Below are 26437 nucleotides of genomic sequence, written 5' to 3' on the forward strand. Positions count from 1 at the left end.
TTTTATAAAAAATATAATAATTGTAGGTTTTCTGTAAATTATTTTCTGAAATTATGTAGTTATTTTAACAATAACAAATTTTTAACATATAAATAACGTTAAAAAATCTAATATTTACGAAAATTGTAAATCAAAACTAAAATTTAACCAATTTTTTGATGATTTTAAATTTACAACGACTATAAATTGATTCAAAATTGAATTATTATCGAAAAATCCATCTTTTACATCAAAATTCAATTGTTTTTAATGATTTATTCAGATAATACCATTAAATAATCAATAAAAACACGAATAATTTGCGCAAAAGTTAAAAAAGTAACTAATTATAAAATATGGGAAATCAGAGATCAAAATATCGCAATCGTGATATTTCCTTTAATTTTTGCGCATATTTTAAATGATAGTTCTATTTTTGAAAGTTGACCTTATTTTAAACCGTATATATCATGTCCAACATTCGATTTAAGGCACTACAGGACGTTCTGAGCAGAACCATTCCTGAAGTTAAACCGCCCTCTTCAAAAATTTCAGATTACTTCGGTGCTAATGTTTTCGATAAAAAGAAAATGAAAGAATATCTTTCAACAGAGGCTTACCAGGGTATTATCAATTCAATTGAAAAAGGCGAACCAATACCACGCGACCTGGCCGAGCAAATTGCCTCTGCCATGAAATCATGGGCATTGGGCAAAGGGGCAACACATTATACGCACTGGTTTCAGCCACTTACCGGCACCACTGCCGAAAAACATGATGCCTTTTTTGAACCAACTGCCGATGGCGGCGCAATTGAGCGTTTCTCGGGCGATGCTTTATCGCAACAGGAGCCCGATGCGTCAAGCTTCCCGAGCGGTGGTATACGCAACACTTTTGAGGCCCGCGGTTACACTGCCTGGGACCCGTCATCACCTGCATTTTTGATGGCGCGTACCTTATGTATACCAACTGTATTTGTATCATACACCGGCGAAGCTCTTGATTATAAGGTACCATTATTAAAAGCGCTTAACGTTTTAGATAAAGCAGCCGTTGACGTTTGCCATTACTTTGATAAAGGCATTGAAAAGGTAAACGCATCATTAGGTATTGAGCAGGAATATTTCCTGGTTGATGTAGCGTTGTTTAACGCCCGCCCCGATCTGTATCTTACCGGCCGTACATTATTCGGCCATATGTCGGCCAAAAACCAGCAGCTGGAAGATCATTACTTTGGATCGATACCGGAGCGCGTTTACGCTTACATGCAGGATATGGAAGCCGAAGCCCTGCAATTAGGTATCCCTTTAAAAACACGCCACAATGAGGTTGCCCCTTCGCAATTTGAATGTGCTCCTATTTATGAGGAAATAAACCTGGCTATTGATCATAACCAGTTACTAATGGATCTGATGGACCGTGTGGCCCGCAGGCATAATTTCAAAGTGTTGTTGCACGAAAAACCTTATGCCGGTTTAAACGGCTCGGGTAAGCACAACAACTGGTCGCTGATAACCAATACAGGTAAAAACTTGTTGTCGCCGGGCAAAACGCCTAAGAACAACCTGATGTTCCTTACCTTCTTTGTTAACACCATCAAGGCCGTTTACGAACATGCCGACCTGTTGCGTGCATCAATCGCATCTGTAAATAATGATCACCGCTTGGGTGCTAATGAAGCCCCTCCGGCCATTATTTCTATATTCCTGGGCAGCCAGCTGAACGATGTACTTGATGAGATCGAAACTTCACGCATCAGCAAAAAGATAAAAGAGGATAACATGCTATGGCAGGGCATTCCTAAAATTCCGCAGATATTGCCTGACAATACCGACCGTAACCGTACCTCGCCTTTTGCCTTTACGGGTAATAAATTCGAATTGCGTGCTGTTGGTTCATCGGCAAACTCGGCCAGCCCAATGACCATATTAAATATGATTGTTGCCGATCAGCTTAAAAAATTCAAATATGATGTTGATAAACTGATCAAAAAAGGCGAGAAAAAAGACCTTGCCTTATTAATGGTTATTAAGAAATACATTAAGGAGTCAAAAAACATCCGTTTTGAAGGCAATGGTTATAGCGAGGCCTGGGAAAAAGAGGCCGAAACACGTGGCTTATCAAATGTAAAAACCACCCCAAAAGCGCTTGACGCATTGTTATCAGAAAAATCAGATATCCTTTTTGCAGAAACAGGTGTATTCAGCCCAAGGGAAGCTCATGCCCGTCATGAAATTTTATTGGATAGCTTTTACAAAAAACTGCAGATTGAAGCCCGTGTAATTGGCGAATTAGTGCTGAACGTGATCATCCCGTCGGCAATAGCATATCAGTCAAAATTGATAGAGAATGTTAAAGGCCTAAAAGATATTGGCTTAGCAAGCGACACTTACGCTGCACAGCTTGATCTTATCAACAAGATTTCCGAGCATGTTAATTTTATCAAATCAAATGTGGAGCAAATGGTTGATGAACGTAAAAAAGCCAATGCCATTGATGATATACGCCAGCGTGCCATTGATTATGATGAAAAGGTAAAATCATTCTTCCAACCTATCCGCTACCATGTTGACAAACTGGAGCAATTGGTTGACGATACTTTATGGCCACTGCCAAAATTCAGGGAGTTGCTATTTATTAAATAAATTATAGCATAACTTTATGCAAATGGCACTAATTAATAATTAGTGCCATTTTTTGTTAGCGCTAAATTCAGCGTAAAATTCACATTTTGTGATTAGGATTAACACAATCTGTGTACTTTACTTTCAAAATCATTAGTTTTGCACATGGTTTCTTCACAACGTTATGATCAACGTGGCGTATCTGCATCAAAAGATGATGTACATAATGCAATAAAAAATATCGATAAAGGTATATTCCCGCAAGCCTTCTGTAAAATTGTACCTGACATTTTAACTAATGATGCCGAATACTGCAACATTATGCATGCCGATGGCGCAGGCACCAAATCATCATTAGCTTATACTTACTGGAAAGAAACCGGCGATATATCTGTATGGCGCGGTATTGCCCAGGATGCTATCATCATGAATCTTGATGACCTGCTTTGTGTGGGCGCTGTAGATAATATTCTCCTGTCATCAACCATTGGCCGTAATAAAAACCTGATACCAGGCGAAGTTATTGCAGCCATCATCAACGGCACTGAAGAAATACTTAACGAGCTGCGTGATGCCGGCATAGGCATTTACTCAACCGGCGGCGAAACTGCCGATGTAGGCGATCTGGTACGCACCATTATTGTTGATTCTACGGTTACCTGCCGCATGAAACGTGATGATGTGATCTCCAATCATCGCATACAACCTGGCGATGTTATTGTAGGCTTAGCCTCTTACGGCCAGGCCAGCTACGAGAAGGAATATAATGGCGGCATGGGCTCAAATGGCCTTACATCTGCCCGTCATGATGTTTTTAATAAGACTATAGCCAGCAAGTATCCGGAAAGTTACGACGCCGCTATCCCTTACGAACTGATCTTCAGCGGGAGCAAAAACCTTACCGATATGATTGATATTGGTAACGGCCAAAGTGTTACCGCAGGCAAGCTGGTATTAAGCGCTACCCGTACCTATGCGCCTATCATCAAAAAAATCCTGGATAGCTATCGCAGCCAGATCCACGGTATGGTACATTGCAGTGGCGGCGCGCAAACCAAGGTATTGCATTTTATAGAAAACCTTCATGTTATTAAGGATAACCTGTTCCCGGTTCCTCCGTTGTTTAAACTGATTCAAGAGGAGTCAAAAACCAGCTGGCAGGAAATGTATAAAGTTTTCAATATGGGTCACCGTATGGAGCTATATGTACCTCAGGAAATTGCAGCAGAACTTATCGCAATTTCTCAAAGCTTTGGCGTAGATGCACAAATAATTGGCCGTGTTGAAAAAGCCGAAACTAAAAAGGTCACTGTAAAATCAGAGTTTGGGGTATTTGAATATTAATTGATCGCCCTTCAATCATTTTACTATAAAACAAAGAAACCCGGCCAATTGGCCGGGTTTCTTTGTTTTATAGTGTTTCTTCGGAAACCGAGATTAGTTAAATATATATCTAACACCGATCTGAGCCTGGAAACGTGAGAACTGGCTGATATCTGTTTTGTATGAACTTGTAACAGGTACAGCGTTGTTAGCATCAAGGTAAGGGAATGAATAATTTGCTTTACCTGTAGCATCTTTACCCATATATCTTAACACGGTTGTTGCACCATTGTTAAACCCGCTGTATGAAACCTGGTATAAACCCCAGTTACGGTTTAACAGGTTAGTGAAGTTGATCACATCAAAAGTAACTTCTAATGTATTTTTCACTTTACCGGTTTTGATAAAGAAGTCCTGAGCAAAGTGCAGGTCAAGACGTTTGTAAGTAGGCAATATAGCACCATTACGTTGTGCAAACTGACCTCTGTGCTGGCTCAAGTAGTTATCCTGATTAATGAAATTGTTTAACTGAGTCCAGATCTGAGCAGGTGTACGGGTATCAACTGTTCCATTTGCAGCTGTAGGAGCAGCAACCAGATTAATGTCTCCCTGATTTTTAGGGATGTACATCAAATCGTTAGTAGCACCATCATTATTAGGGTCATTAGCAGTAATGTATGAAATAGCACCATTGTTTGAAGCTTCAAATACTAAACCTACAGTAGTAGCCAGGTTTTTAGCATACTGCTTACGGTAAGATACGGTTGCTATGATACGATTAGGCTGAACGTATGAACTGTTTGATAAGTTATCACCATTAGGGTTACCGGCAACATAACGGGTATTCCAGATTGTTGCAGCTGTTGAGCCACCATCGTTAACATCTTTTGATTTGGTGTAAGTGTAAGCTACACTCGCAGCAAAACCATTGGTAAAGCTTTTTTGTAACTGACCTGTCATGAAATATGAGAAGCCTTTGCTGGTGTTTCTCATATAATACAAACCGGTGATAGATGGATTTGCAGCAGTAGCTGCTGCAGCTGAAGGGGTTGTGTTTTTAGAATTGTACTGAATTTGACCTTCAACACCAGGAAGTGTTGTAAAAGCATCAGACAATACTAAGTTCTGGTGATAAATAGCACGGATATCCTTGGTGTATGAACCTTCGATAGTACCGATGATACCACCAGGTAATCTTTGATCGATAGCTAAGTTAGTTCTCCAGATTTTTGGATATTTCAGGTTAGGATCAGCAACATCAAGCTCATAAGATGTATTTGCCGCTGCATTTGCCGGGCGGTTAGCATTAACATCTTTGTTGAATATTAACTGTGGGTTGTTAGGGTCATTAGCTTTTGTAATGGTACGTGAACCAAACAATAAACCGTTGTTTGAAGCCTGGTTAGAGATCCATACAAATGGTACAGTACCTGTAAATAAACCCGAACCACCACGTACCTGGGTTGACTGATCGCCATTAACATCCCAGTTAAAACCGATACGAGGTGAAAGCTGAACTCTGTTTTTAGGTAATTTAGACACATCAACATGTGTACCACCCTGGAAAGTTAAAGCAGCAGCGTTTGAATTTGCAGCTAATGTAGTAGGGAAAACATCATAATCAGCTCTTAAACCATAAGTTAACCTGAAATTATCAGTAACATGGAATTTATCCTGAACATATACGCTATAGATAGAAGCTTTGATCTTAGCCAAAGGTAAATCATTACCTACTGCTGAGTAGCGTAAGGTGTAAGCCTGAGCAGGTAAACCATTAATAAAATCAGATGCAGAGTTGTAAGTATATAAACCGTTATAATCTGGTGCAAAACCGTTGGTATAGCTTTGGATCTGGTTGCTTGTACCAATGGTGAACTCATGCTTACCTGAATATATGGTGAAGTCATCAGCAAATTGCCAGATGTTGGTGCTTAATAAGTTACCTGCTGTGTAAAGTTCAGAACCAAAGCTGGTTGCTGTTGCACTTGCAGGCGATGTAACCACACCGTTTGCATCAGATGCACCGTTACCGATATCAACCATTGGTAATGAACCATTACCCAGGAAGTTACGGAAATCTCTCAGAGCCGAATAACCTACAGTAAGTTTATTTGACATTGAGCTGCTGATACGGCTGTTTAACTCAACTATACCAATATTAAAGTTGTTGTTGATAGTATAACCTGAACCTAAGAAAGGTAAAGTGTTAGGGCCTGGTGCACGTGTGGTACCATAACCAACAGATGTTATACCATCGCTATTTGGAATACCTGAGTTACTGGCAGGCTGGTCTTTAAATGACTTTAAGTAAAAATACTTGGCACTTAAAGTATTATTTTTATCAATGTTCCAGTCTAACTTGGCAGTTAACTTGTTACTTGAAGTTGCATAAACATAGTTTTCGTAAGCTCCCGGGTCATAACCATAAGTTGCCAATTTAGCTTTTATAGCATCTAAAGTGCTGGCTTGTACGTTTGAAACGTTAGAGCCGCTTAAACCCGGACGACCGGCAACATATGCAGTTGCAGGTGGCTGGCTTATTCTTTCCTGCTCACCAGATACAAACAAGAATAATTTATTCTTGATGATAGGGCCACCAACGGCAACACCATCTGTATGGTAATCAAAAGGAGTGATAGGAACATTTGTATTACCTGCGTGGTAACCGGTTAACCTTACTCCACGGCCATAGTAATAAGCAGTACCTTTAACTTCGTTGGTACCTGATTTTACTACAGTGTTAATACCGGCACCGGTAAAGTTACCCTGACGTACGTCATAAGGTGCAATATCAACCTGAATCTGGTCAATCGCATCTAATGAAATAGGTTGTGAGCTTGCCTGACCACCCAAAGTACTTGATAAACCGAATGAGTTGTTGAACAATGCACCGTCAACAGTTACGTTATTGTAAGCACCGCTACGACCACCGAAACTGTTAAAAGTACCGGTTGAGTTTGCTGATGGAGTCAATTTCGTAAAATCCTGTAATGAACGGGCAACTGTTGGCAAATTTTCAATTTGCTGACGGTTAATTGTTTCACGGGCACCGGTACGTGATGAGTTGATCACCTTACCTTGAGTACCTGTTACCACAACCTCCGTTAATGAAGTTGTATTATCTGCCAACTGGGCGTTGATCTTCTGATCCTGACCAATTGTAAGCGTAATACCTTCCTGAACAAAGTTTTTGTAACCAATAAAGCTTACTTTAAAGGTGTATGGCCCACCAACCCTTAAGTTAGGGATGTTATAGCGGCCATCGGCACGGCTTACTGTAGAGTACACAGTTCCGGTTGGGATATGTGTAATTGTTACAGTTGCTCCCGGTATAGCTCCCTTAGTATCAGCTACAATACCGTTTACGCTCGCGGTGGTTACCCCCTGCGCAAAGGCATTCCTGTTAAGGAACATAAAACCGGTTAATAATAATAAAAGAAGTAAAGGCTTCCTCATAAATTGCTTTTTTAATTATACTTATATTAATTAGGTGCAAAGATAGTTAATAGCCTAATTGACAATGTTAATTTAATGTTAATAATAGGCGCTTATTTTTTCAACATTTTAAAAAAAATCAACACTTTTAAGCAACCTGTTACGAGCATTAACCCTACTAATACTTAGTATTTTATAATTAAAGCAATAAAACGAGTAAAGCTTATTATACTTATGGTTAATAAGCGTGATATATGTAATACTATATATTATATCCTAACAAAGCTTTTATCGATAATATTTGACCAGTTTATGACAAAACAAAAGCGGCAGCCTAATGGCTGCCGCTTTTTAATATTAAGAATTTAATCTAACTAACTACTTAGAAAGAGTAACGGAACGTTAACTGACCTCTCCAACGGGTAAGGAAGTCATTTACAAAATAAGGCTGGTATTTACCATTAATGGTGTTCAGCTTAGTTTGATCAAATGTAAATGTTGGTTTAGTTGATTGATTAACTACAGTGAACAATGATACGTCCTGGTTTGAAGTACCATAGCTACGACCTGAGTTTTTGTCAATCAGGTTACCAACGTTAAGGATATCAAATGATACCTGTAAGCGATGTTGGTTAACCATATAAAAATCCTGGCTAATTTTCAGGTCAAAATGGTTTTCCCATGGGCTGCGGGTACCGTTACGCTGAATCACTTTACCTTCGTTCTTTTTCAGGTCTTTATTACCTTCAACAAAAGCTTTCAGATCAGCCCATTGCTGCGCAGCAGTTCTTACAACAGTGGTAGTACCATTTGCTGTGGTAGTAAGGTCAACAAGTGTATATTTTGAATAACCAGCCGGGTCGTTTAACTCCTGTGCAGATGGCACATACACCAGGTTGGCGTTGTTGTTACCGGTTCTGCCGGTAATGTCATCACCGTTAATGTTTTTAGAGTAAGTGTAGCTAAATGGCAAACCAGACTGGCCGGTGTATACCAAACCAACAGTTGTAGCTAAGCGTTTGTGGGCATAGGTAAAGGTTTTGGCAACAAAACCAATAATACGTGATCCCGGATCATAATTTGAGCGCGACTCATCAAGGCTATTTAAACCATTGGTGTTATAAGCAAAACGCCAGTTAGATAAGGCTACTGAGCTGGTACCATCATTTACCGAAGTTGATTTACCATAGGTATAAGCAACCGAACCTACCCAACCATCGCTAAATGGCTTTTGAATTTGAGCGGTAAAGTTGTATGAGTAACCTTTGCTGGTGTTGGTTAATTCCAGCACATCAGTAAACTTGTTATCTAAACGGGTGAAGTTATACCACGGACGTGTGCTGTTACCAATGGTAACCACATCGGCCTGAGGTGCAATGTTAAGGTTCTTGTAAAGGATATTATTAATGTTTTTGGTATACAAGGCCTCTAAAGTACCCACTAAACCCCAAAACGGTAATTTATGATCAACCGCTAAGTTGGCACGGAATATCTGAGGTAATTTAAAGTTAGGATCAGTCACATCAACCTCAGTAGCTGGTGGGTTGTTGGCAGCAGGCACATAAGCACCGCCTAAACGAGCGCTTGGATCATAGTGAAAGTGCAGATCTGTTGGTACACCGGTACCGCTTGGCGCGTAACGGATAGTAGAAACGCCTGTACCACCATATTGGTTAGAGATCCATACCAAAGGCACTTTACCGGTAAATATACCAGCACCACCTCTTAACTGTGTTATGCCCTCACCATTAATATCCCAGTTAAAGCCTGCACGCGGGCTAAATAATAATTTAGATTTAGGGTGCTGGTTATTCTGTATGCCACCAAAACTCGGATTAGTGTTAAAGGCTGTATTAGCAACCGGGCTATTGAAGTAAGCCGGCAGATCTAAACGGATGCCGTAAGTTAACTTAAAATCCGGAGCAACTGTCCAGATATCCTGACCGTAAACACTGAACTGAGCAACGTGCATAACAGAAGGAGCCTTATCGTTACCACCCTTAGCTGAATAATTTAGGGTGTAAGAGTTTGGAATTGAGTTTGGATCTTCAAATGAAGCTATATTATCAAAACCTGCTGTTGATTTGTTGTAGCTGTAAGCACCGGTATAAGCTTGTAAAAACACGTTGTTAGTGTTAAAAAACTGATTTTCGGTACCAACAGTAATCGTATGATTATCGCGGTAAATTGTATAGTTATCAGTTAAAGTAAAGTTATTTTGCTTTAACGAGTTGGCAGAAGAAGAAAAATCAGCACCTAAATTATAGGTTAAACCATCTTGTACTATCTGTACGTTAGGGAACGGTGAGGTTTCTCTTCTGTCATTAATGTTATTATAAGTTACACGCAATACGTTTGAAGAACTGCTTGAGATACTGCTGTTCAACTCGGCAACGGTTGAGTTGGTAGTACTTTTGAAATAATAGCCGCTGTTAGCAAAAGCAATTGACGTTGGGCTGCGGCTAATGTTGTAGTTGCTACCATCAACATAGCTATGACGTACGGTCAGTTTGTTTTTAGCATCGATGTTCCAGTCTAAACGGCCAAATATTGAAGTATTTTTGGTTGTTCTGTTGATATCAGTGAATGATCCAGGATCGTAACTGTAAGTTTTCTGAACATAATCATGTAATGACTGTAAGGTAGCTACGTTGAATTTTGAACCTGAACCAGCCTGTGAAGGATCAAACGCCAATGGGTTTGTGCTGGTTAATCTCTCGCCGTTAACAAAAAAGAATAATTTGTTTTTAACAATGGCGCCGCCTAAGCTTGCACCAAATGTTTTGGTATTAAAGGTAGGATATTTTGTATCGGTATTACCATGCTCACCAACCAAACCCTGGTTGCTAAATAGGTAATAAGCAGAACCATGCATGGCATTTGTACCGCTTTTAGTAACCGCATTGATACCACCACCAGTAAAGCCACCCTGGGTAACATCATATGGTGATAATACTACTTGTACTTCCTGGATAGCTTCAAAAGGAATTGGATTAATACCAGCCTGGCCACCGTTGGTGCCTGAAGCTGATAAACCAAACGCGTCATTGGCAGCTGCACCGTCAATAGTAAATTGGTTGTAACGGTTGTTCTGACCTGCGAAGGTTATACCTGCAGGGCTGCCATCAGCATTGCTGGTTGATGAAATAGCCTGTGGCGTTAAACGTGTAAAATCCTGTATGCTGCGAGAGATGGTTGGTAAATTTTGCAGCTGGCGTTGAGAAACGTTGGTGGATGTACCGTTTCTTTCAGGGCTGATAGCAGCCCCCTTTTTCTGACCAACTACTACAACCTCTGACAGTGCTTTTGACTGATCATCCAGCGTAATATCGATATTAAGCGGCGTACCCAGGCTCAATACCAGGTCATTAATAGTTTTTGGATTATAGCCCACAAAGGTAATCTTTAAGCTGTATGGACCGCCAGCACGCATGGTAGGGATGGTGTATTGTCCATTTGCCCTTGATACTGTGCTATAAATTGTACCGGAAGGTACGTGAGTGGCCACAATGGTAGCGCCGGGTAAAACCCCTTTTGAATCTTTAACGATCCCTGTTAAGCTACTGGTTGTAATTTGCGCCGAGGCAAACCCAATTGTAACCACACTAATGAATAAAAGAAGTAAAATCTTCCTCATAAATTGTTATTTAATTAATAATATATTATTTGAGCTGCAAAGGTATACAAACACCTGATTGCCAATGTTAATTAAATGTTACCAATGGCTATAAACTTTTCAACATTTTCATCAAATCGTAATATTAATCACAAGTAAATAGGTAGATATTATATAATATTCATAATGTATTAATTAGTGCTATTCTGCTTAAATGGCATTTTATTGTAATTAATAAGCAACACGCAATTCTAAGCCTGTGTTGCATTTTCTCATTTCGCCCCTTTTACTTAGCTTTGGGCCAATTAAAATTAACGCCTGTGTAAAAAACATGGGGGTAGCTTTAATCCGTACTAAGCAAAAGTTTAAATTATAAAAGTATTATCGTTAAAAAATATGGATTACGATTTAATTGTTATAGGATCAGGCCCAGGAGGTTACGTTGCAGCTATCCGCGCTTCCCAACTCGGTTTAAAAACTGCCATTATTGAAAAAGAATCATTAGGCGGCATTTGCCTTAATTGGGGCTGTATCCCTACTAAAGCTTTGTTAAAAAGCGCCCAGGTATTTGAATACCTTAATCACGCTGCTGATTATGGTGTAACTGCTACCGGCGAGATCAATTTTGAAAGTGTTATTAAAAGAAGCCGCGGCGTTGCCGATGGCATGAGCAAAGGTGTTCAGTTTTTAATGAAGAAAAACAAGATCGATGTAGTAGTTGGTTTTGGTAAATTAAAATCAAAAGGTGTTGTTGAAGTTAAAGGAAACGATGGCTCAACCAAACAGATCACTGCTAAACATATAATTCTGGCTACAGGTGGCCGCTCACGCGAACTGCCTAATATTAAACAGGACGGTAAGAAAGTTATTGGCTACCGTGAGGCAATGGTATTGCCAAAACAACCAAAATCAATGATCGTGGTTGGTTCAGGTGCTATAGGTATTGAGTTTGCTTACTTCTACAATGCCATTGGTACAAAGGTTACCGTGATCGAGTATCTGGATAACATTGTGCCTTTGGAAGATGAAGAAGTTTCAAAAAACCTTCAACGTATCCTGAAAAAACAAGGCTTAAATATACTTACCGGTTCAAACGTAGAGTCGGTTGATACCAGCGGCGAGCTTTGCAAGGTAAGCGTAAAAACCGCTACCGGTGTTGAAGTACTGGAAGCCGAGATCGTTTTATCGGCTGTTGGTATATCAACCAATATTGAAGGCATTGGCTTAGAAGAGAACGGTGTAAAAACAGATAAAGGCAAGGTAGTTGTTGATGATTTCTACAAAACCAATGTAGAAGGCGTATACGCCATTGGCGATATCGTTAAAGGACAAGCCCTGGCTCACGTAGCATCTGCCGAAGGCATTATCTGCGTTGAGAAAATAGCAGGCCACAATCCTGAGCCTTTAAATTACAACAACATCCCGGGTTGTACTTATTGCTCACCTGAGGTTGCCTCTGTAGGTTATACCGAAAAAGCAGCTAAAGAAGCCGGATACGAAATTAAGGTTGGTAAATTCCCATTCTCAGCATCGGGTAAAGCAAGTGCTGCCGGCGCAAAAGATGGTTTTGTGAAAGTGATATTTGACGCTAAATATGGTGAGTTCCTGGGTGCGCACATGCTGGGTTACAATGTTACTGAAATGATTGCCGAAGTAGTTACCGCCCGCAAGCTGGAAGCTACCGGTCATGAAATCATTAAATCGGTTCACCCTCACCCAACCATGAGCGAAGCAGTAATGGAAGCAGCAGCAGCAGCTTACGACGAAGTAATACATTTATAAGTCAAAATTAAAAAGTCAAGATCTCTTGTCCTGTTAATCAAGACAAATAAATTTCAAAAGGCCGGTAGCAAAAAGCTATCGGCTTTTTCTTTATTATTACATTAACAAAGCCTTTTGACTTTTGACTTTTTAATTTTGACTTACCATGAATCTTCATACCATTGATACCGGCTTTTTTAAATTAGACGGCGGCGCCATGTTTGGTGTAGTACCCAAAACCATCTGGAACAAAACCAACCCTGCCGATGAAAACAATATGTGCACCTGGGCCATGCGCTGCCTGCTGGTTGAAGATAATAACCGCCTCATATTAATTGATACCGGTATTGGTAACAAGCAGGATCAAAAATTTTTTAGCTATTACTACCTGCATGGTAATGCCACTTTAGATAGTTCACTGGCTGCCCTGGGTTTTCACCGGGATGATATTACAGACGTATTTTTAACCCACCTGCACTTTGACCACGTTGGAGGTGCGGTAACCCGAAACGGCGACAACCTTACCCCTACTTTTAAAAACGCCCAATACTGGAGCAACCAGCAACATTGGGACTGGGCCATAAACCCTAACGACCGCGAAAAAGCATCTTTTTTAAAGGAAAATATACTGCCTATACAACAAAGCGGGCAACTACAGTTTGTTAAGGGTACGAATGGTGATACTTTTACCAGCAACTTTGATATAAGATATGTTTACGGCCACACCGACGCTATGATGCTGCCGCTCATTAATTACAAAAACAAAAACATCCTTTACATGGCCGATCTTTTACCATCTGTTGGCCATTTGCCTATGCCGTATGTAATGGCATACGATATGTTCCCATTAAAAACACTGGCAGAGAAGAAACTATTTTTAAATGAGGCCGTAGAAAAAGATTATATTTTGTATTTTGAGCACGACCCAATTAACGAATGCTGTACATTACAGCAAACCGAAAAAGGAATCAGAGTAAAAGACGTATTTAAACTAAGTGATATTTAGTTTGGATTTTACGCAGACAACAAAAATCATACCGCTTGACACTTTAACCAATTATTTAAAAAAAATAGAACAATTACTTAACAACGCAATTATTAACCATTCAAAATCAACACGTTACGTTTGGCCCATATAAGCTATTTTTTTTGAAAATACGTGGTACAATTGTAATTTTTTAGAACAATTTTATAACTTTGCACGTTCTGTACTCAATAGAAAGTACGGAAGGTTTATAAATAAATGAGACAACTCAAAATAACGCAATCCATTACCAATCGCGAGTCACAATCGCTGGACAAATATCTTCACGAGATTGGTAAAGTTGATCTGATAACTGCCGAAGAAGAAGTAATATTAGCTCAAAAAATACGCGAGGGTGATCAGGCGGCTTTGGAACGTTTAACCAAAACCAATTTACGCTTTGTGGTTTCTGTTGCCAAACAATATCAAAATCAGGGCTTAACCCTTGGCGATTTAATTAACGAAGGTAACTTAGGTTTAATTAAGGCAGCCAAGCGCTTTGACGAAACCAAAGGTTTCAAATTTATATCCTATGCCGTATGGTGGATCCGTCAGTCCATACTGCAGGCCATTGCCGAACAGTCACGTATAGTGCGTTTGCCTTTAAACCAGGTAGGCTCGTTAAGCAAGATCAGCAAGGCTTTTTCAAAACTGGAGCAGGAATATGAGCGTGAGCCTTCACCTGAAGAGCTTGCCGACATACTGGAAACCACGGTTGATAAAATCTCAGATACGTTGAGCAATTCAGGCCGTCATGTATCAATGGATGCACCTTTTGTACAGGGTGAAGAAAATACGCTGCTTGATGTATTGGAAAACCAGGAGCCTAATACCGACTCTATATTGATCAACGAATCATTGTCTGAAGAGATCAAACGTTCGTTATCAACCTTAACCGAACGTGAGCGCGAAATTATCGTGTTGTTCTTTGGTTTAGGTACTAATCATCCACTTTCATTAGAGGAAATAGGTGAAAAGTTCAACCTCACCCGTGAGCGTGTACGCCAGATCAAGGACAAGGCCCTGCAACGCCTTCGTCACACTTCAAGAAGCAAAATCCTGAAATCATATTTAGGTTAATCTTAACTAAAAATATTTATAAAGCCATTGGTTATCGCCAATGGCTTTTTTGTTGCAGTAATTCAAACAAGCATATGAGCTGTCCGTTTTATAAACCATGCAGCCATCTGATTATGAAAACCTCACTCCTGCTCAGGCTATTGCCTACCAGCATGAGTTACGCAGGCAAATCAACATCTCCCCACTCTTAAGTGCCATAAATACTATTGGTGGAGCCGATATCTCGTTCAATAAATATTCAGAGGTGGTGTATGCAGGCATTGTGCTGTTTAGTTATCCGGAATTAAAGATCATAGGTCAGTCCACAGCTATCAGCAAAACCAAATTCCCCTACATATCGGGGCTGCTGGCTTTCAGAGAGGTGCCCGCCCTGCTTGATGCCTGGGATAAACTGACAGTTAAGCCTGATCTGATGGTTTTAGACGGGCAGGGAATAGCCCATGAACGCCGGACAGGTATAGCAACACATTTCGGCCTCATCACTGATATACCCGCCATAGGCAGCGCCAAAAGCAGGCTCACCGGCAGGTATGATGAACCCGGCAATCATCCGTTTGATCAAAGCCCAATGTATGATAAAGGCGAAATTATTGGCATCGCCCTCAGAAGCAAAAAAAATTGCAATCCTATTTATATATCCCCAGGCCATCGCATCAGCATGGAGCAAAGTGTACAAGTTATTAAAAACTGCATCCGTGGTTACCGCATCCCCGAACCTACCCGGCAAGCTCATCTGCTGGTTAATAAAATCAGAATTGAGGACGGGGATAACAATAATCGGCAAATTAATCTGTTTGATTAATTGTCACAATTACCAATTGAAACGTTTAGGCATCCTTACACTTCAATATTACCGGCTGCTGGTGCTATACAATGTATCATTCACTGTATTAGCTTTATTGCTTTTAGTTTTCAATGCCGCAACTGTTAACACTCCCATATTTTTATTTGCCAAAATAATTGGATTTATATCAGCGGTAAGCCTTCATCATTTTTCTGTCAAAGAAAATTACTTTTATTTCCGGAACACTGGCTTTGGTATGAAACGCATGATAATCAATGCTTTTATAATCGACACAGCTCTCTGCGTATTATTGATCATCCTATCTAAAATAATATTTTATGCAGCCACTTGTATTAAAGGTTGATAGTATTCAGCTTGAATTTGATGGGCGGATGATTTTACAGGATATCTATCTTGACTGTAAACAAGGCGAGATTGTAGGCCTGCTGGGTAGAAATGGATGTGGAAAATCATCTCTGTTACGTATTATTTTCGGCATTTTGAAACCAGGCTATAAACATGTGAGTATTAATGACCAATACATAACTAAAGGCTATCATCAAACCCGGATAGCCTATTTGCCTCAGCACAATTATCTGCCACATGGCATAAAGATAAAGGAGCTGGCCAAAAACTTTATCGATCCTCAATTTTGGGATGAGTTTACCAGTCTTGATATTTATCAAGGTCATTTTAACAAAACTGTTGGTCAGCTATCGGGCGGTGAGCTCAGGCAACTGGAAACCCTCATGATCGTTTACAATAAGGCTGATTTTATTTTGCTGGATGAACCCTTTACCCACATTTCGCCAGTTCAGGCTGATCTTTTTAAGCCCATCATTAAACGATGTGCTCAACATAAGGGCTTTATCATCACCGATCATCAATACAGAAACATTATCGACATTAGCGACCGCCTTATCCTCATTAGCAATGGAAGCACCAAACACGTTAAATCTCCAGACGATCTGATTACCTGGGGCTATATCAATAGCATCGATTAAATTATCCTCCCAATCTAATATTATTACCGATATTTCGTTATAGTTATGTGAATTTAATATTCACATAATAAAAAAGTATTTTAGCCCTATCAGAACTTTTTTTTATGACGATTTCAATATATCAGGCCGACGCATTCACCGATAAACTTTTTGGCGGCAATCCGGCTGCTATCTGCCCGCTTACCGAATGGTTACCCGATGAGGTAATGCAAAAGATTGCTATAGAAAACAACCTGGCCGAAACCGCTTTTTTTGTAAAAACCGACAATGGCTATAAGCTACGCTGGTTTACACCCGAATATGAAATTGACCTTTGCGGCCATGCAACCCTGGCATCCGCACATATATTATTTACCGAATTGGGTTTTACCGGTGATACCATACATTTTGAAACTGTAAAAGCGGGTACACTTATAGTTAAAAAAGATGGCAATAAATATACTATGGACTTCCCTTCCCGGCCGCCTATACCGATTGAGCCACCCAACGGACTGGCCGAGGCGCTTAGCGACAAAGAGCCCGTAGCCATTTTAAGATCAAGGGATTACTTCCTCGTTTATGAAACCGAGCAGGACATCAAAGATATGACCCCCGATTTTTTCGCGCTTTCAAAAATGGATACCATAGGCGTAATTGTTACCGCGCCGGGTGATAACTCCGATTTTGTATCGCGCTTTTTTGCACCCGGGGCAGGCATCCCTGAAGATCCCGTAACCGGATCGGCACATTGCAACCTGATACCTTACTGGGCTAAAGCACTCGGCAAAACCAAGCTCCGCGCCTACCAGATATCAGCCCGCCGTGGTGAACTCTGGTGCGAGCTCAAAGGCGAACGCGTGCAAATGAGCGGTAAAGCAGTCACCTACCTAAAAGGCGAGATCAGGGTAGCGCTTTGAGTAGTGAGTAGTGAGTAGTGAGTAGTGAGTAGTGAAAATTCGCTTTTATATTGATTGTTTCATTTAATGCGTTTTATTTTTCCTTCAGCAGATAAGCTTCGGGAGAAAGCAGACAGAACAATGGTGGCCCGTGTAGCTGCAGGGGCATAGCAAATATTTGCAGAAGCGTTTGGCTTTGAGCGAACGAAGTCGGGCAACTTTTTGCAGCCCGTGGTTCTGGCTGATTTGCAGAGTAAGGCCTCGTGCGGCAAAGAAGCCTATCTGCTGAAAGCCTTTTTGGTTACTTTTGTGGCCACAAAAGTAACTCGGCCCTCCCGCGGCCAAGAGCGGGTATACGATGAGCATTTCCCGCTGAGATTGCCTCATTCTTGCAATGATTCATATCAAACTACCCCCACCAAAAAAAGTTTAATAAAATCATTTTTTTATAATTACTTTGAAGGTTAAATTTTTGCAAGGACACAACAAATTAAATGCAGCTTACCCGCTTAGAAATCAAGGGCTTTAAGAGTTTCGGAGATAAGATCACCATTAATTTTAATGAGGGTGTAACTGCTATTGTTGGACCAAATGGCTGCGGAAAATCAAATGTGGTTGATGCCATCAGGTGGGTTTTAGGCGAACAAAGCACCCGTATGCTGCGCTCGGAGAAGATGGATAACGTTATTTTTAACGGTACCAAAAGCCGTAAATCAGCCAATCTTGCCGAAGTTTCCCTCACTTTTGATAATACTAAAAACGTACTGCCAACGGATTATTCGCAGGTAACCTTAACCCGCAAACTTTACCGCACTGGCGAAAGCGAATACCGCCTTAATGATGTGCAGTGCCGCCTGAAGGATATTACCGATCTTTTTCTGGATACCGGCATAGGCTCCGACTCCTACTCCATCATCGAGCTGCGGATGATCGACGAGATCATCACTAATAAAGAAGGATCGCGCCGTAACTTATTTGAGGAAGCATCGGGTATATCCAAATATAAACTTCGCAAAAAACAAACCTTTAGTAAACTTAAAGATACCGAAGCCGACCTGGAACGTGTGGAAGACCTACTTTTCGAGATAGAAAAGAACCTGAAAACACTGGAGAACCAGGCCAAGAAAACCGAGCGCTATTACCGGATAAAAGAGCAATACAAAACGCTCAGCATTATGTTGGCCTCGTTCCGCATTGTATCCTTCAGCGAATCGTTAAAGAAAATTGAAGATCAGGAGCAAAAGCAAAAAGCCGAAAAAGGAGGCATTGTAGCCCAGATAGATACTTTGGAGGCAGCCTTACAGCAACAAAAGCTGGATAGTATCACCAAAGAAAAAAATCTGTCGGTTCAGCAAAAAACCACCAACGAGTTTGTTTCTAAGATCAGGGCTTATGAAAGTGAGAAAAAGATCAAGAATGAACAGCTTAAATTTCAGCAGGATAAAGAAGCGCGTCTAACCGAAGAACTTGACCGCGACAAAAACCAGCTGAACCACGTATTATACAACATCAAGCGCTTATCAGAAGAAAAAGCGACTGAGGATGAGAACCTGCAAACCATACAAAGTAAACTGATTGACCTTAAAGACGCTGTTGATGAGTTAAGGCTGCAGCAATCATCGGCCCGTAACGAGCTTAATGAACTTACCGGCATCAATACCCGCCTGCAAAATCAGGCATACAAAGCCGAAAAGGACATTGATATACTGCAGATACAACAGCAGGCTTTGGAGCAGGAAAGTCAACGCAACATGGAAGATGCTACCAATAAGGAAGTAGAGCTTTCGCACTTTAACCAGGTAGTTGCCGAACTGCAGGCCCGTAAAGAAACCCTCGATGATGAATACCAACTATCCCTTGAGGCCGAAAATAAGTTAAAGGAGCAAATTGCCGATACCGATGCCGAATTGGTTACTGTAAAGGATACCATTATCAAGGAAAGCCGCAAGCTCGACGCCAAGCAAAACGAATATAACCTCACCAAAAGCATGGTAGATAACCTGGAAGGTTTTCCGGAGTCTATCCGCTTTTTGAAAAAAAATACCGACTGGGCCAAAAATGCCCCCCTGTTCAGCGATGTGCTTTTTTGTCGCGAGGAGTTCCGTGTAGCTATTGAAAACTTCCTGGAACCACTCATGAACCACTATGTGGTTGAAAGCTATGACGAGGCTATAAAGGCCATTAACCTGCTCAGTAACGCAGCCCGGGGACGTGCCCACTTCTTTATCCTCGAAAACTACGGCGAAATTAACCCAAGCAACCCGGCTTTTGAAAATGCCGGCGCGGTATCGGCCCTGCAGGTAATTGAGGTGGATAAACGTTACACCAACCTTTGTAACCATTTACTAAAAAATGTTTACCTGGTTGATGATGATAAAGACCAGCAGATCAACAATGCCCAACTATCCGATGGTGTGGTGTTGATTGGCAAAAGCGGCAAGTTTAACAAATCGAAATATACCATGGCCGGTGGCTCGGTAGGTTTGTTTGAGGGTAAAAGGATTGGCCGGGCAAAAAATCTGGAAAATCTGGCCAAGGAGATCAAAGGGATAGAACATCTGGTTAACACGCAAAAGACAAAATCAGACGAGTTACAGAACAAACTCGCTGCCCTGAAGGCATCAACCAAGGCGGCCCAGCTCAATGAGCAGCAGCAAATACTGAACCGTTTAAATACCGAGCTGATCACCGTTAAAACTCGTCAGGAACAGTATCAAACCTTTATTGAAAACAGCCTTAACCGTAAGGAGGATATAGCGCGTAAAATAGCCGGTATAAATGAGGAAATGCAAAACCTGCACCCGATGCTGGCCGAGCTAAAAACTCAAAAACAAATTCAGAACGATTTACTGATAGAAAAACAGGCAGCCTTTAACGAGCTTAATGAATATGTATCGGTACAATCAAACGCTTATAACCAGGAAAACATCCGTTTCCACCAGCAGCAAAACAAAGTATCAGGACTTTTAAAAGACCTGGATTACCGCGATACGCAACAGGAAAGCCTGGAGAGCCGGATTAAACTAAATACTGCCGAATTTGAAAAGGTAAAGATTGCTATACAGGAAAACCTGAAACAGGCCGATAACTCCGACGAAGGTTTGCTGGAGATGTATGAGCAAAAAGAAAACCTTGAAAAAGCCACACAACAGGCCGAGCAGGAATATTATCAATGGCGCGCTGTTATTACCGAAAACGAGAACGAAATAACTACGCTTCGCCGTAAAAAGGATAACAGCGAGGTTATTGAAAATGAACTGCGCGACGAGCGTAACAACCTCAAATTGGAGTTAAACGCCCTTAAAGAGCGACTTTCGGTAGAGTTCAACATCGATATTGAAGATCTCCCTGAAACCGAAACACCAACAGAAAGCGAACATGACCTGCGCGAAAAGGCTGAGAAATTTAAAAAGCAACTGGATGATTTTGGAGCTATTAACCCTATGGCGGTAGAGGCTTATAATGAAATGAATGAGCGTTATACCTTTATCCAGGCGCAAAAGAAAGATCTGAGTGAGGCAAAAGCTTCTTTACTGGCCACTATACAGGAGATTGACGATACGGCCAAGGAGAAATTCATGGCAGCCTTTATTATGGTGCGCGAAAACTTTATCAAAGTGTTCCGCTCGTTGTTTAATGAGGAAGACTCCTGCGACCTCGTGTTAACCGACCCACAGCACCCGTTAGAATCGGATATTGATATTATTGCCAAGCCTAAAGGTAAACGCCCCCTATCCATCAACCAGCTTTCGGGCGGCGAAAAAACATTGACGGCAACGGCTATCCTATTTTCGCTTTATCTGCTTAAGCCCGCCCCATTCTGTATTTTTGATGAGGTTGACGCACCGCTTGATGATACCAATATTGATAAGTTCAATAACATTATCCGCACGTTCTCTAAAGACTCTCAGTTCATCATCGTGTCACATAACAAAAGAACCATAGCCAGTACCGATGTAATTTACGGAGTGACTATGGTTGAACAAGGAATATCGCGTGTTGTGCCGGTTGATTTACGTGAACTGGCAGACTAACACCGTTGGATTATTTTTTCCCTTTTAAAGTAATATACATAGCATGAAGCTTATGGCTGTTTGTTTTTACAGCCAGTGTGTTCCTTTGCACCGATGATAACTTTTGAGTGGCCGACAGGCTTTGGATAACCTGTGTAGAACCACTTTGCGGGTAAGCGTTTGTTTGGATATAAGTTAACGCGTCATTCAGTAAACCTTCCGTCTTATCGCCGAATGATTTTGTTAAATCATCGTCGTCAAGTTTACCTGAATATATACCTCCGTTAGGGGTAACACCGCCCGGTTCCATACCCAGGTAGTAACCACCCTCGTTCGCAGAGTTTTTTATCTCAAATTCTGGGGTATAAAAATAATGCCCTTTAACAATCAGGTTTGAAAGAAAGCCAACCGGTTTACCGTAAGTAGTTTGACCAATAAGCTGCACATCCATTTTAGGCCTTAAATTGTTAATGGTAAGCTCACTGGCCGATGCCGTATTACCTGTTACGATAAAGAAAACACGGCTTACGTTCACCGAACCTGCTTTGGCAAACTTTTCAATTTGATTGGCATTGGTAGGTTTAAAGTAACCAGGTCCAAAATCGCCCAGGTTTTTCTTCAGATAAGGATAAGCGTCGTTTTGCAGGTTGGCTGTCCAGTAGGTAGTATTCATCACGCTACCGCTTGCGCTTGATGGAGCAATTAAATTTGACAGGTAAGTGCTTGTACGCACATCGCCGCCGCCATTATAACGCAGGTCAATAACCAGGTCGGTCACACCTGCTGATGCAAATACGTTAAACACAGAATCAAGTTTGGGCTTTGCCACATCTGGCGAAGTGAAGGCATTAAATACCATGTACCCCGCAACCTTGCCGGCAGTACCTACCTTATAGGTATTGGCATAAATAAGCGGGTTTAAGGTATAGGTTTTGGCGTTCAGCGTTACATTCACTGTGCTTCCGTTGGTTTTCTTTAGCTGCAATGTAACGGTGCTGGTACCGTTAAGCGCACTGGATACAAATTTGTAACCGGCATCATTAGCCGGGTCATTTAAATTAGTAATGTTGATGGATGTACTGCCATTGATGGCTACAATCTGATCACCACGGGTAAGGCCGGCCAAAGCCGCCGGCGAACCGGCATAGATCAGGCTTATCCTGATATCACTGGCTGTATTGTAAAAATAATTAAACCCGTAATCGCCTTTAGTGGCGTTAAGTTCATTATTAACATCGCCATCATCAATAAATGAATATTTTGAACTGCCCGGGTTAAAATCATCGTACTCATAAGGGCGGTTACCATTTTGCGGGTTTTTTGATAACTGCGTGTATGCGTCAATTTCAGCTGTTAATTTATCCAGGTCGGTGCTTCCGCTGGTATACTGTCTGGGGTTAAATGTTTTATAATCCGGTAAAAAGCTGTTCCAGTAGTAAATTTCCTTGGCATACAGATAAACAGAATCCTGTGCTATCTGCAATTTAGTAGCCGCGGTGTCAGTTGGCGTAGGATTATTACCGGGGTTTTTATCCTTTTTGCAGGCCGCCGTAACCGCTACCGATAAGATCAATATCAGGTAAAAAAATTTTCTCATACAACTCAATTTATTAATTAACGTTACATCGCTTAACTAAGTATGTAACATACGCTTACAAAAACTTTTCAATGTTAATATAATCAATTCCTACTGCTTCTGCACACAATCTGTCCGTTTCTGAATTTTCAATCATTACAACATCTCTTCGCTGCAAATCATGCTCCTGTATTAGCAGGTGTATCACATCCGGTTCGGGCTTGGCTACGGTTTCTTCAGCAAAATAGCAAACCAGGTATTTTTCAAGGCCATGCCATTCTATCTGCTTAATTTTGTTTACCTGCTGTTCTACATTACCATTTGATACAATGAACAACTTTTTGCGATCAACAACAATTTCCTGCAGCAGCGTCAGCATGTTTTGATACAGCAGCAACTTTAACGGCAGCTTGGCGGTTACCAGCAGGTTGTCAAAATTGGCCCGGTACTTTTCGGCAATGGTAAATTTTTCGGCTACCCTGTCAAAAACAAACTGATCTCCCTCTGATACATACGTATCAATCATCAGATCGGTTGTTTGCTTGGCATCAACCAGTTCGGTGTATTCCAGCAAATTGGCAAACAGGTAATAAACCTGGTAATAATAATCTTTACGTGGATAAAGTACATCATCCAGCTCTAAAATGAAAGCACTTTTGCGCTTATCAATATCCTTATAGTTCATTTCCCTTAACCAGGATTTTTATATTATACTCATTAAATAATGTTTCGGCCTTTAGCAACAGTTCTATTTCTGGCTCACGAAACAGGTAAATAGCCTCAACTCCCAGATCCAGGCATAAGGTAAGCATTTCATGCGTATAACTTACCGAATTAGGATCGGGCAGGCGGATCAGTTTACCCGGTTTCAGCATAAAATCGGGTAAGTCGAGATGATCACCCATTATTACGTTATCGTTGCTTAATTGGTTCTTTAATTTATAGGCCGGGGCCGAATTGGCCGCTGTTATCAATATATTCACTTTACGGTAAAGGCTTTAAACAATTAAACCATCTTTCATTAAAACAGTACGATCTGAAAGATTAGCAAGATCTTCATTATGCGTAACAATTACAAAGGTTTGATTAAAATCATCCCTCAACTTAATAAATAATTCATGAAGCTCCAGCGCGTTTACCGAATCGAGATTGCCCGATGGTTCATCGGCAAAAATCAACGCAGGATTATTGATCAGCGCACGCGCAACTGCTACGCGCTGTTGCTCGCCGCCAGATAGCTGGTTGGGCTTATGATTTATCCTGTCCTTTAAACCCAGTAATTCCAGCAATTCGTTTGCCCTTCGTTCGGCTTCGGCACGCGGTGTACCGGCTATAAAAGCGGGGATACAAACATTTTCAATGGCGCTAAACTCGGCCAGCAGGTGATGAAACTGGAATATAAAACCAATTTTACGGTTGCGGAAATCGCTCAGGCTTTTATTGTTCAGCTTGCTCAATTCTATATCATTGATGAACAAACGCCCAGAATCGGGCCTGTCTAATGTACCTAAAATACTCAGTAATGAACTTTTGCCTGCGCCGGATGCGCCAACAATGGTTACAATTTCGCCCTGCTGTACCTCAAGATCAACACCCTTTAATATTTGCAGCTGCCCGTATGATTTGTGAATGGAATTGGCTTTTAGCATATTACAAAGGTAGTTTTTTTTGGTATTAATGGATGTGGTGTGGGGAGTGAAGATCGGGGAGCGAGGAGTGAATAGCGGTAATTGGGATGTCAGGAAAACAACTTTGATTAATCCGGGTTCCACGCCTTATTCGGCTCATTCTCCTTCCCGATTCACCTCCCCTCCTTTCTCAATTACCCCAAATCCTCGCACCTCATTCCCCGCACCCACATTGTAAAGACTATGTTAATAAACGCTCTGCCTTTAAATAAAGTCCATTTACCTCTTCAACCTTTCAAACAAAATTGTAGATTTACCGCAAATTCTTCAAAAAACATGAATATTCACGAATATCAGGGCAAAGCCATATTAAAGAGCTTTGGCGTTAGAGTTCAGGAAGGCATTGTTGCCGATACTGTTGAGCAGGCTGTAGAGGCTGCCCATAAATTGAAAGAAGACCTGGGATCAAGCTGGGTAGTAATAAAGGCACAGATACATGCCGGCGGCCGTGGTAAAGGCGGTGGTGTAAAACTGGCTAAAAACATTGACCAGGTAAAGGAACTTGCCGGTAACATTATTGGCATGCAGCTGGTTACTCCGCAAACCGGTCCTGAAGGTAAAAAAGTAAAAAAGGTATTAGTTGCACAGGATGTTTACTATCCTGGCGAAAGCGAAACCAAAGAGTTTTATATGAGCGTGTTGCTTGACCGTGCAAAAGGCCGCAACATTATCATGTACAGCACCGAAGGAGGTATGGATATTGAAGAAGTTGCACACTCAACTCCTGAGCTTATATTTAAAGAAGAGATTGATCCTAAAGTTGGTTTACAAGGTTTCCAAACCCGTAAAATTGCCTTTAACCTTGGCCTGAGCGGCGAAGCGTTTAAAGACATGACCAAATTTATTGCCGCTTTATACAAAGCCTACGAAGCTACAGATTCATCACAGTTTGAAATTAACCCGGTATTAAAAACATCTGATAACAAAATATTAGCTGTTGATGCCAAAGTAAACCTGGATGATAACGCATTATACCGTCACCCGGATTATGCAGCAATGCGTGATACCGATGAGGAAGATCCAACCGAAGTTGAAGCCAGCAAATCAAACCTGAACTATGTAAAGCTTGACGGTAACGTAGGCTGTATGGTTAACGGTGCAGGCTTAGCCATGGCTACTATGGATATTATTAAAATTGCAGGTGGCGAACCGGCTAACTTCCTTGACGTTGGTGGTACTGCTAACGCGCAAACTGTTAAAGCTGGTTTCAACATTATCCTGAGCGATTCTAACGTTAAAGCTATCCTGATCAACATTTTTGGTGGTATAGTACGTTGCGACCGTGTTGCTCAAGGTGTTATTGATGCATACAAAGAGATTGGCAACATCCCTGTGCCTATCATCGTTCGTTTACAAGGCACCAATGCTGCCGAAGCTAAAGAACTGATCGATAATTCAGGCCTGAAAGTATACTCAGCCATATTGCTGAAAGAAGCTGCAGAAAGAGTTAAAGAAGTATTGGCTCTGTAATCTTAGCCAATTCTATAATAAACAAAAAGGGGGAAGCGACGCTTCCCCCTTTTTTGTTGAGATTTTTTGTCTGAACCAGGATTAAACAGATTTTTAGGATTACAGGATTTAACTACCATTTGATAATATCGTGATAATCCATTAATCCCAAAAATCCCCGTTCAGACAAATTTATCCGCGAAATC

Annotated in this window: 16 protein-coding genes; 10 read left to right on the plus strand and 6 right to left on the minus strand. The window is 41.1% G+C overall.

What is annotated here, in order from left to right:
* Positions 1-449: 449 nt before the first annotated feature.
* Positions 450-2624, plus strand: a complete 2175-nt coding sequence (locus QWZ01_RS03280; protein ID WP_290321799.1) for a glutamine synthetase III family protein — start codon at positions 450-452, stop codon at positions 2622-2624.
* Positions 2625-2768: 144 nt separating this feature from the next.
* Positions 2769-3947: an AIR synthase related protein gene (locus tag QWZ01_RS03285; RefSeq protein WP_290321800.1), complete on the plus strand. Its 1179-nt coding sequence runs from the start codon at positions 2769-2771 to the stop codon at positions 3945-3947.
* 93 nt (positions 3948-4040) lie between these two features.
* Here QWZ01_RS03285 and QWZ01_RS03290 read toward each other — a convergent pair whose 3' ends face one another.
* Positions 4041-7382 carry a TonB-dependent receptor gene (locus QWZ01_RS03290; protein ID WP_290321801.1) on the minus strand — a complete coding sequence of 1114 codons (3342 nt, stop codon included), beginning with the start codon at positions 7380-7382 and terminating at the stop codon, positions 4041-4043.
* A 361-nt stretch (positions 7383-7743) separates the two neighbouring features.
* The gene (locus tag QWZ01_RS03295) at positions 7744-10998 is read right to left on the minus strand and encodes a TonB-dependent receptor (RefSeq protein ID WP_290321802.1); all 3255 of its coding nucleotides are present in this window, start codon (positions 10996-10998) and stop codon (positions 7744-7746) included.
* Positions 10999-11373: 375 nt separating this feature from the next.
* Between QWZ01_RS03295 and lpdA the strand changes: the two genes are divergently transcribed.
* The 7 genes from lpdA (at position 11374) to smc (ending at position 21539) form a co-directional block, all read left to right on the plus strand.
* Positions 11374-12759 carry a dihydrolipoyl dehydrogenase gene (lpdA, locus tag QWZ01_RS03300; RefSeq protein ID WP_290321803.1) on the plus strand — a complete coding sequence of 462 codons (1386 nt, stop codon included), beginning with the start codon at positions 11374-11376 and terminating at the stop codon, positions 12757-12759.
* Positions 12760-12904: 145 nt separating this feature from the next.
* Complete coding sequence (locus QWZ01_RS03305; protein ID WP_290321804.1) at positions 12905-13744, plus strand: MBL fold metallo-hydrolase; 840 nt, start codon at positions 12905-12907, stop codon at positions 13742-13744.
* 237 nt (positions 13745-13981) lie between these two features.
* Positions 13982-14842 (plus strand): sigma-70 family RNA polymerase sigma factor, encoded by an 861-nt coding sequence (locus tag QWZ01_RS03310; RefSeq protein WP_090466905.1) that lies wholly within the window; start codon positions 13982-13984, stop codon positions 14840-14842.
* 97 nt (positions 14843-14939) lie between these two features.
* Positions 14940-15644: a deoxyribonuclease V gene (gene nfi / locus QWZ01_RS03315; RefSeq protein ID WP_290321805.1), complete on the plus strand. Its 705-nt coding sequence runs from the start codon at positions 14940-14942 to the stop codon at positions 15642-15644.
* 320 nt (positions 15645-15964) lie between these two features.
* Positions 15965-16630, plus strand: coding sequence for an ATP-binding cassette domain-containing protein (locus tag QWZ01_RS03320; protein WP_290321806.1), 666 nt, complete (start codon positions 15965-15967; stop codon positions 16628-16630).
* Positions 16631-16734: 104 nt separating this feature from the next.
* On the plus strand, positions 16735-17526 hold the full coding sequence (locus QWZ01_RS03325; protein ID WP_290321807.1) for a PhzF family phenazine biosynthesis protein: 792 nt from the start codon (positions 16735-16737) through the stop codon (positions 17524-17526).
* Between the two features lie 473 nt (positions 17527-17999).
* Positions 18000-21539 (plus strand): chromosome segregation protein SMC, encoded by a 3540-nt coding sequence (smc, locus tag QWZ01_RS03330; protein ID WP_290321808.1) that lies wholly within the window; start codon positions 18000-18002, stop codon positions 21537-21539.
* Between the two features lie 10 nt (positions 21540-21549).
* On the opposite strand, the gene QWZ01_RS03335 is transcribed toward smc, so the two are convergent.
* From QWZ01_RS03335 to QWZ01_RS03350, 4 genes are read right to left on the minus strand one after another with little or no spacing between them, the layout of a single operon-like run.
* On the minus strand, positions 21550-23115 hold the full coding sequence (locus tag QWZ01_RS03335) for a S41 family peptidase (RefSeq protein ID WP_290321809.1): 1566 nt from the start codon (positions 23113-23115) through the stop codon (positions 21550-21552).
* Between the two features lie 55 nt (positions 23116-23170).
* Positions 23171-23779 carry an HAD family hydrolase gene (locus tag QWZ01_RS03340; RefSeq protein ID WP_290321810.1) on the minus strand — a complete coding sequence of 203 codons (609 nt, stop codon included), beginning with the start codon at positions 23777-23779 and terminating at the stop codon, positions 23171-23173.
* Positions 23769-24077 (minus strand): hypothetical protein, encoded by a 309-nt coding sequence (locus tag QWZ01_RS03345; protein WP_290321811.1) that lies wholly within the window; start codon positions 24075-24077, stop codon positions 23769-23771. The genes QWZ01_RS03340 and QWZ01_RS03345 overlap by 11 nt, the downstream gene beginning before the upstream one ends.
* 15 nt (positions 24078-24092) lie before the next feature.
* Positions 24093-24743: an ABC transporter ATP-binding protein gene (locus QWZ01_RS03350; protein ID WP_290321812.1), complete on the minus strand. Its 651-nt coding sequence runs from the start codon at positions 24741-24743 to the stop codon at positions 24093-24095.
* Positions 24744-24965: 222 nt separating this feature from the next.
* Between QWZ01_RS03350 and sucC the strand changes: the two genes are divergently transcribed.
* Positions 24966-26252 (plus strand): ADP-forming succinate--CoA ligase subunit beta, encoded by a 1287-nt coding sequence (gene sucC, locus QWZ01_RS03355; RefSeq protein ID WP_290321813.1) that lies wholly within the window; start codon positions 24966-24968, stop codon positions 26250-26252.
* The last annotated feature ends 185 nt before the right edge of the window (positions 26253-26437 follow it).

Source organism: Mucilaginibacter aquaedulcis (assembly GCF_030409325.1).
Classification (GTDB): domain Bacteria; phylum Bacteroidota; class Bacteroidia; order Sphingobacteriales; family Sphingobacteriaceae; genus Mucilaginibacter; species Mucilaginibacter aquaedulcis.

Excerpts from the sequence above, each read along its gene's own strand:
- QWZ01_RS03280 (WP_290321799.1), top strand. The coding sequence starts at position 450 with ATGTCCAACATTCGATTTAAGGCACTACAGGACGTTCTGAGCAGAACC.
- QWZ01_RS03285 (WP_290321800.1), top strand. The coding sequence starts at position 2,769 with ATGGTTTCTTCACAACGTTATGATCAACGTGGCGTATCTGCATCAAAA.
- QWZ01_RS03290 (WP_290321801.1), bottom strand. The coding sequence starts at position 7,382 with ATGAGGAAGCCTTTACTTCTTTTATTATTATTAACCGGTTTTATGTTC.
- QWZ01_RS03295 (WP_290321802.1), bottom strand. The coding sequence starts at position 10,998 with ATGAGGAAGATTTTACTTCTTTTATTCATTAGTGTGGTTACAATTGGG.
- lpdA (WP_290321803.1), top strand. The coding sequence starts at position 11,374 with ATGGATTACGATTTAATTGTTATAGGATCAGGCCCAGGAGGTTACGTT.
- QWZ01_RS03305 (WP_290321804.1), top strand. The coding sequence starts at position 12,905 with ATGAATCTTCATACCATTGATACCGGCTTTTTTAAATTAGACGGCGGC.
- QWZ01_RS03310 (WP_090466905.1), top strand. The coding sequence starts at position 13,982 with ATGAGACAACTCAAAATAACGCAATCCATTACCAATCGCGAGTCACAA.
- nfi (WP_290321805.1), top strand. The coding sequence starts at position 14,940 with ATGCAGCCATCTGATTATGAAAACCTCACTCCTGCTCAGGCTATTGCC.
- QWZ01_RS03320 (WP_290321806.1), top strand. The coding sequence starts at position 15,965 with ATGCAGCCACTTGTATTAAAGGTTGATAGTATTCAGCTTGAATTTGAT.
- QWZ01_RS03325 (WP_290321807.1), top strand. The coding sequence starts at position 16,735 with ATGACGATTTCAATATATCAGGCCGACGCATTCACCGATAAACTTTTT.
- smc (WP_290321808.1), top strand. The coding sequence starts at position 18,000 with ATGCAGCTTACCCGCTTAGAAATCAAGGGCTTTAAGAGTTTCGGAGAT.
- QWZ01_RS03335 (WP_290321809.1), bottom strand. The coding sequence starts at position 23,115 with ATGAGAAAATTTTTTTACCTGATATTGATCTTATCGGTAGCGGTTACG.
- QWZ01_RS03340 (WP_290321810.1), bottom strand. The coding sequence starts at position 23,779 with ATGAACTATAAGGATATTGATAAGCGCAAAAGTGCTTTCATTTTAGAG.
- QWZ01_RS03350 (WP_290321812.1), bottom strand. The coding sequence starts at position 24,743 with ATGCTAAAAGCCAATTCCATTCACAAATCATACGGGCAGCTGCAAATA.
- sucC (WP_290321813.1), top strand. The coding sequence starts at position 24,966 with ATGTTAATAAACGCTCTGCCTTTAAATAAAGTCCATTTACCTCTTCAA.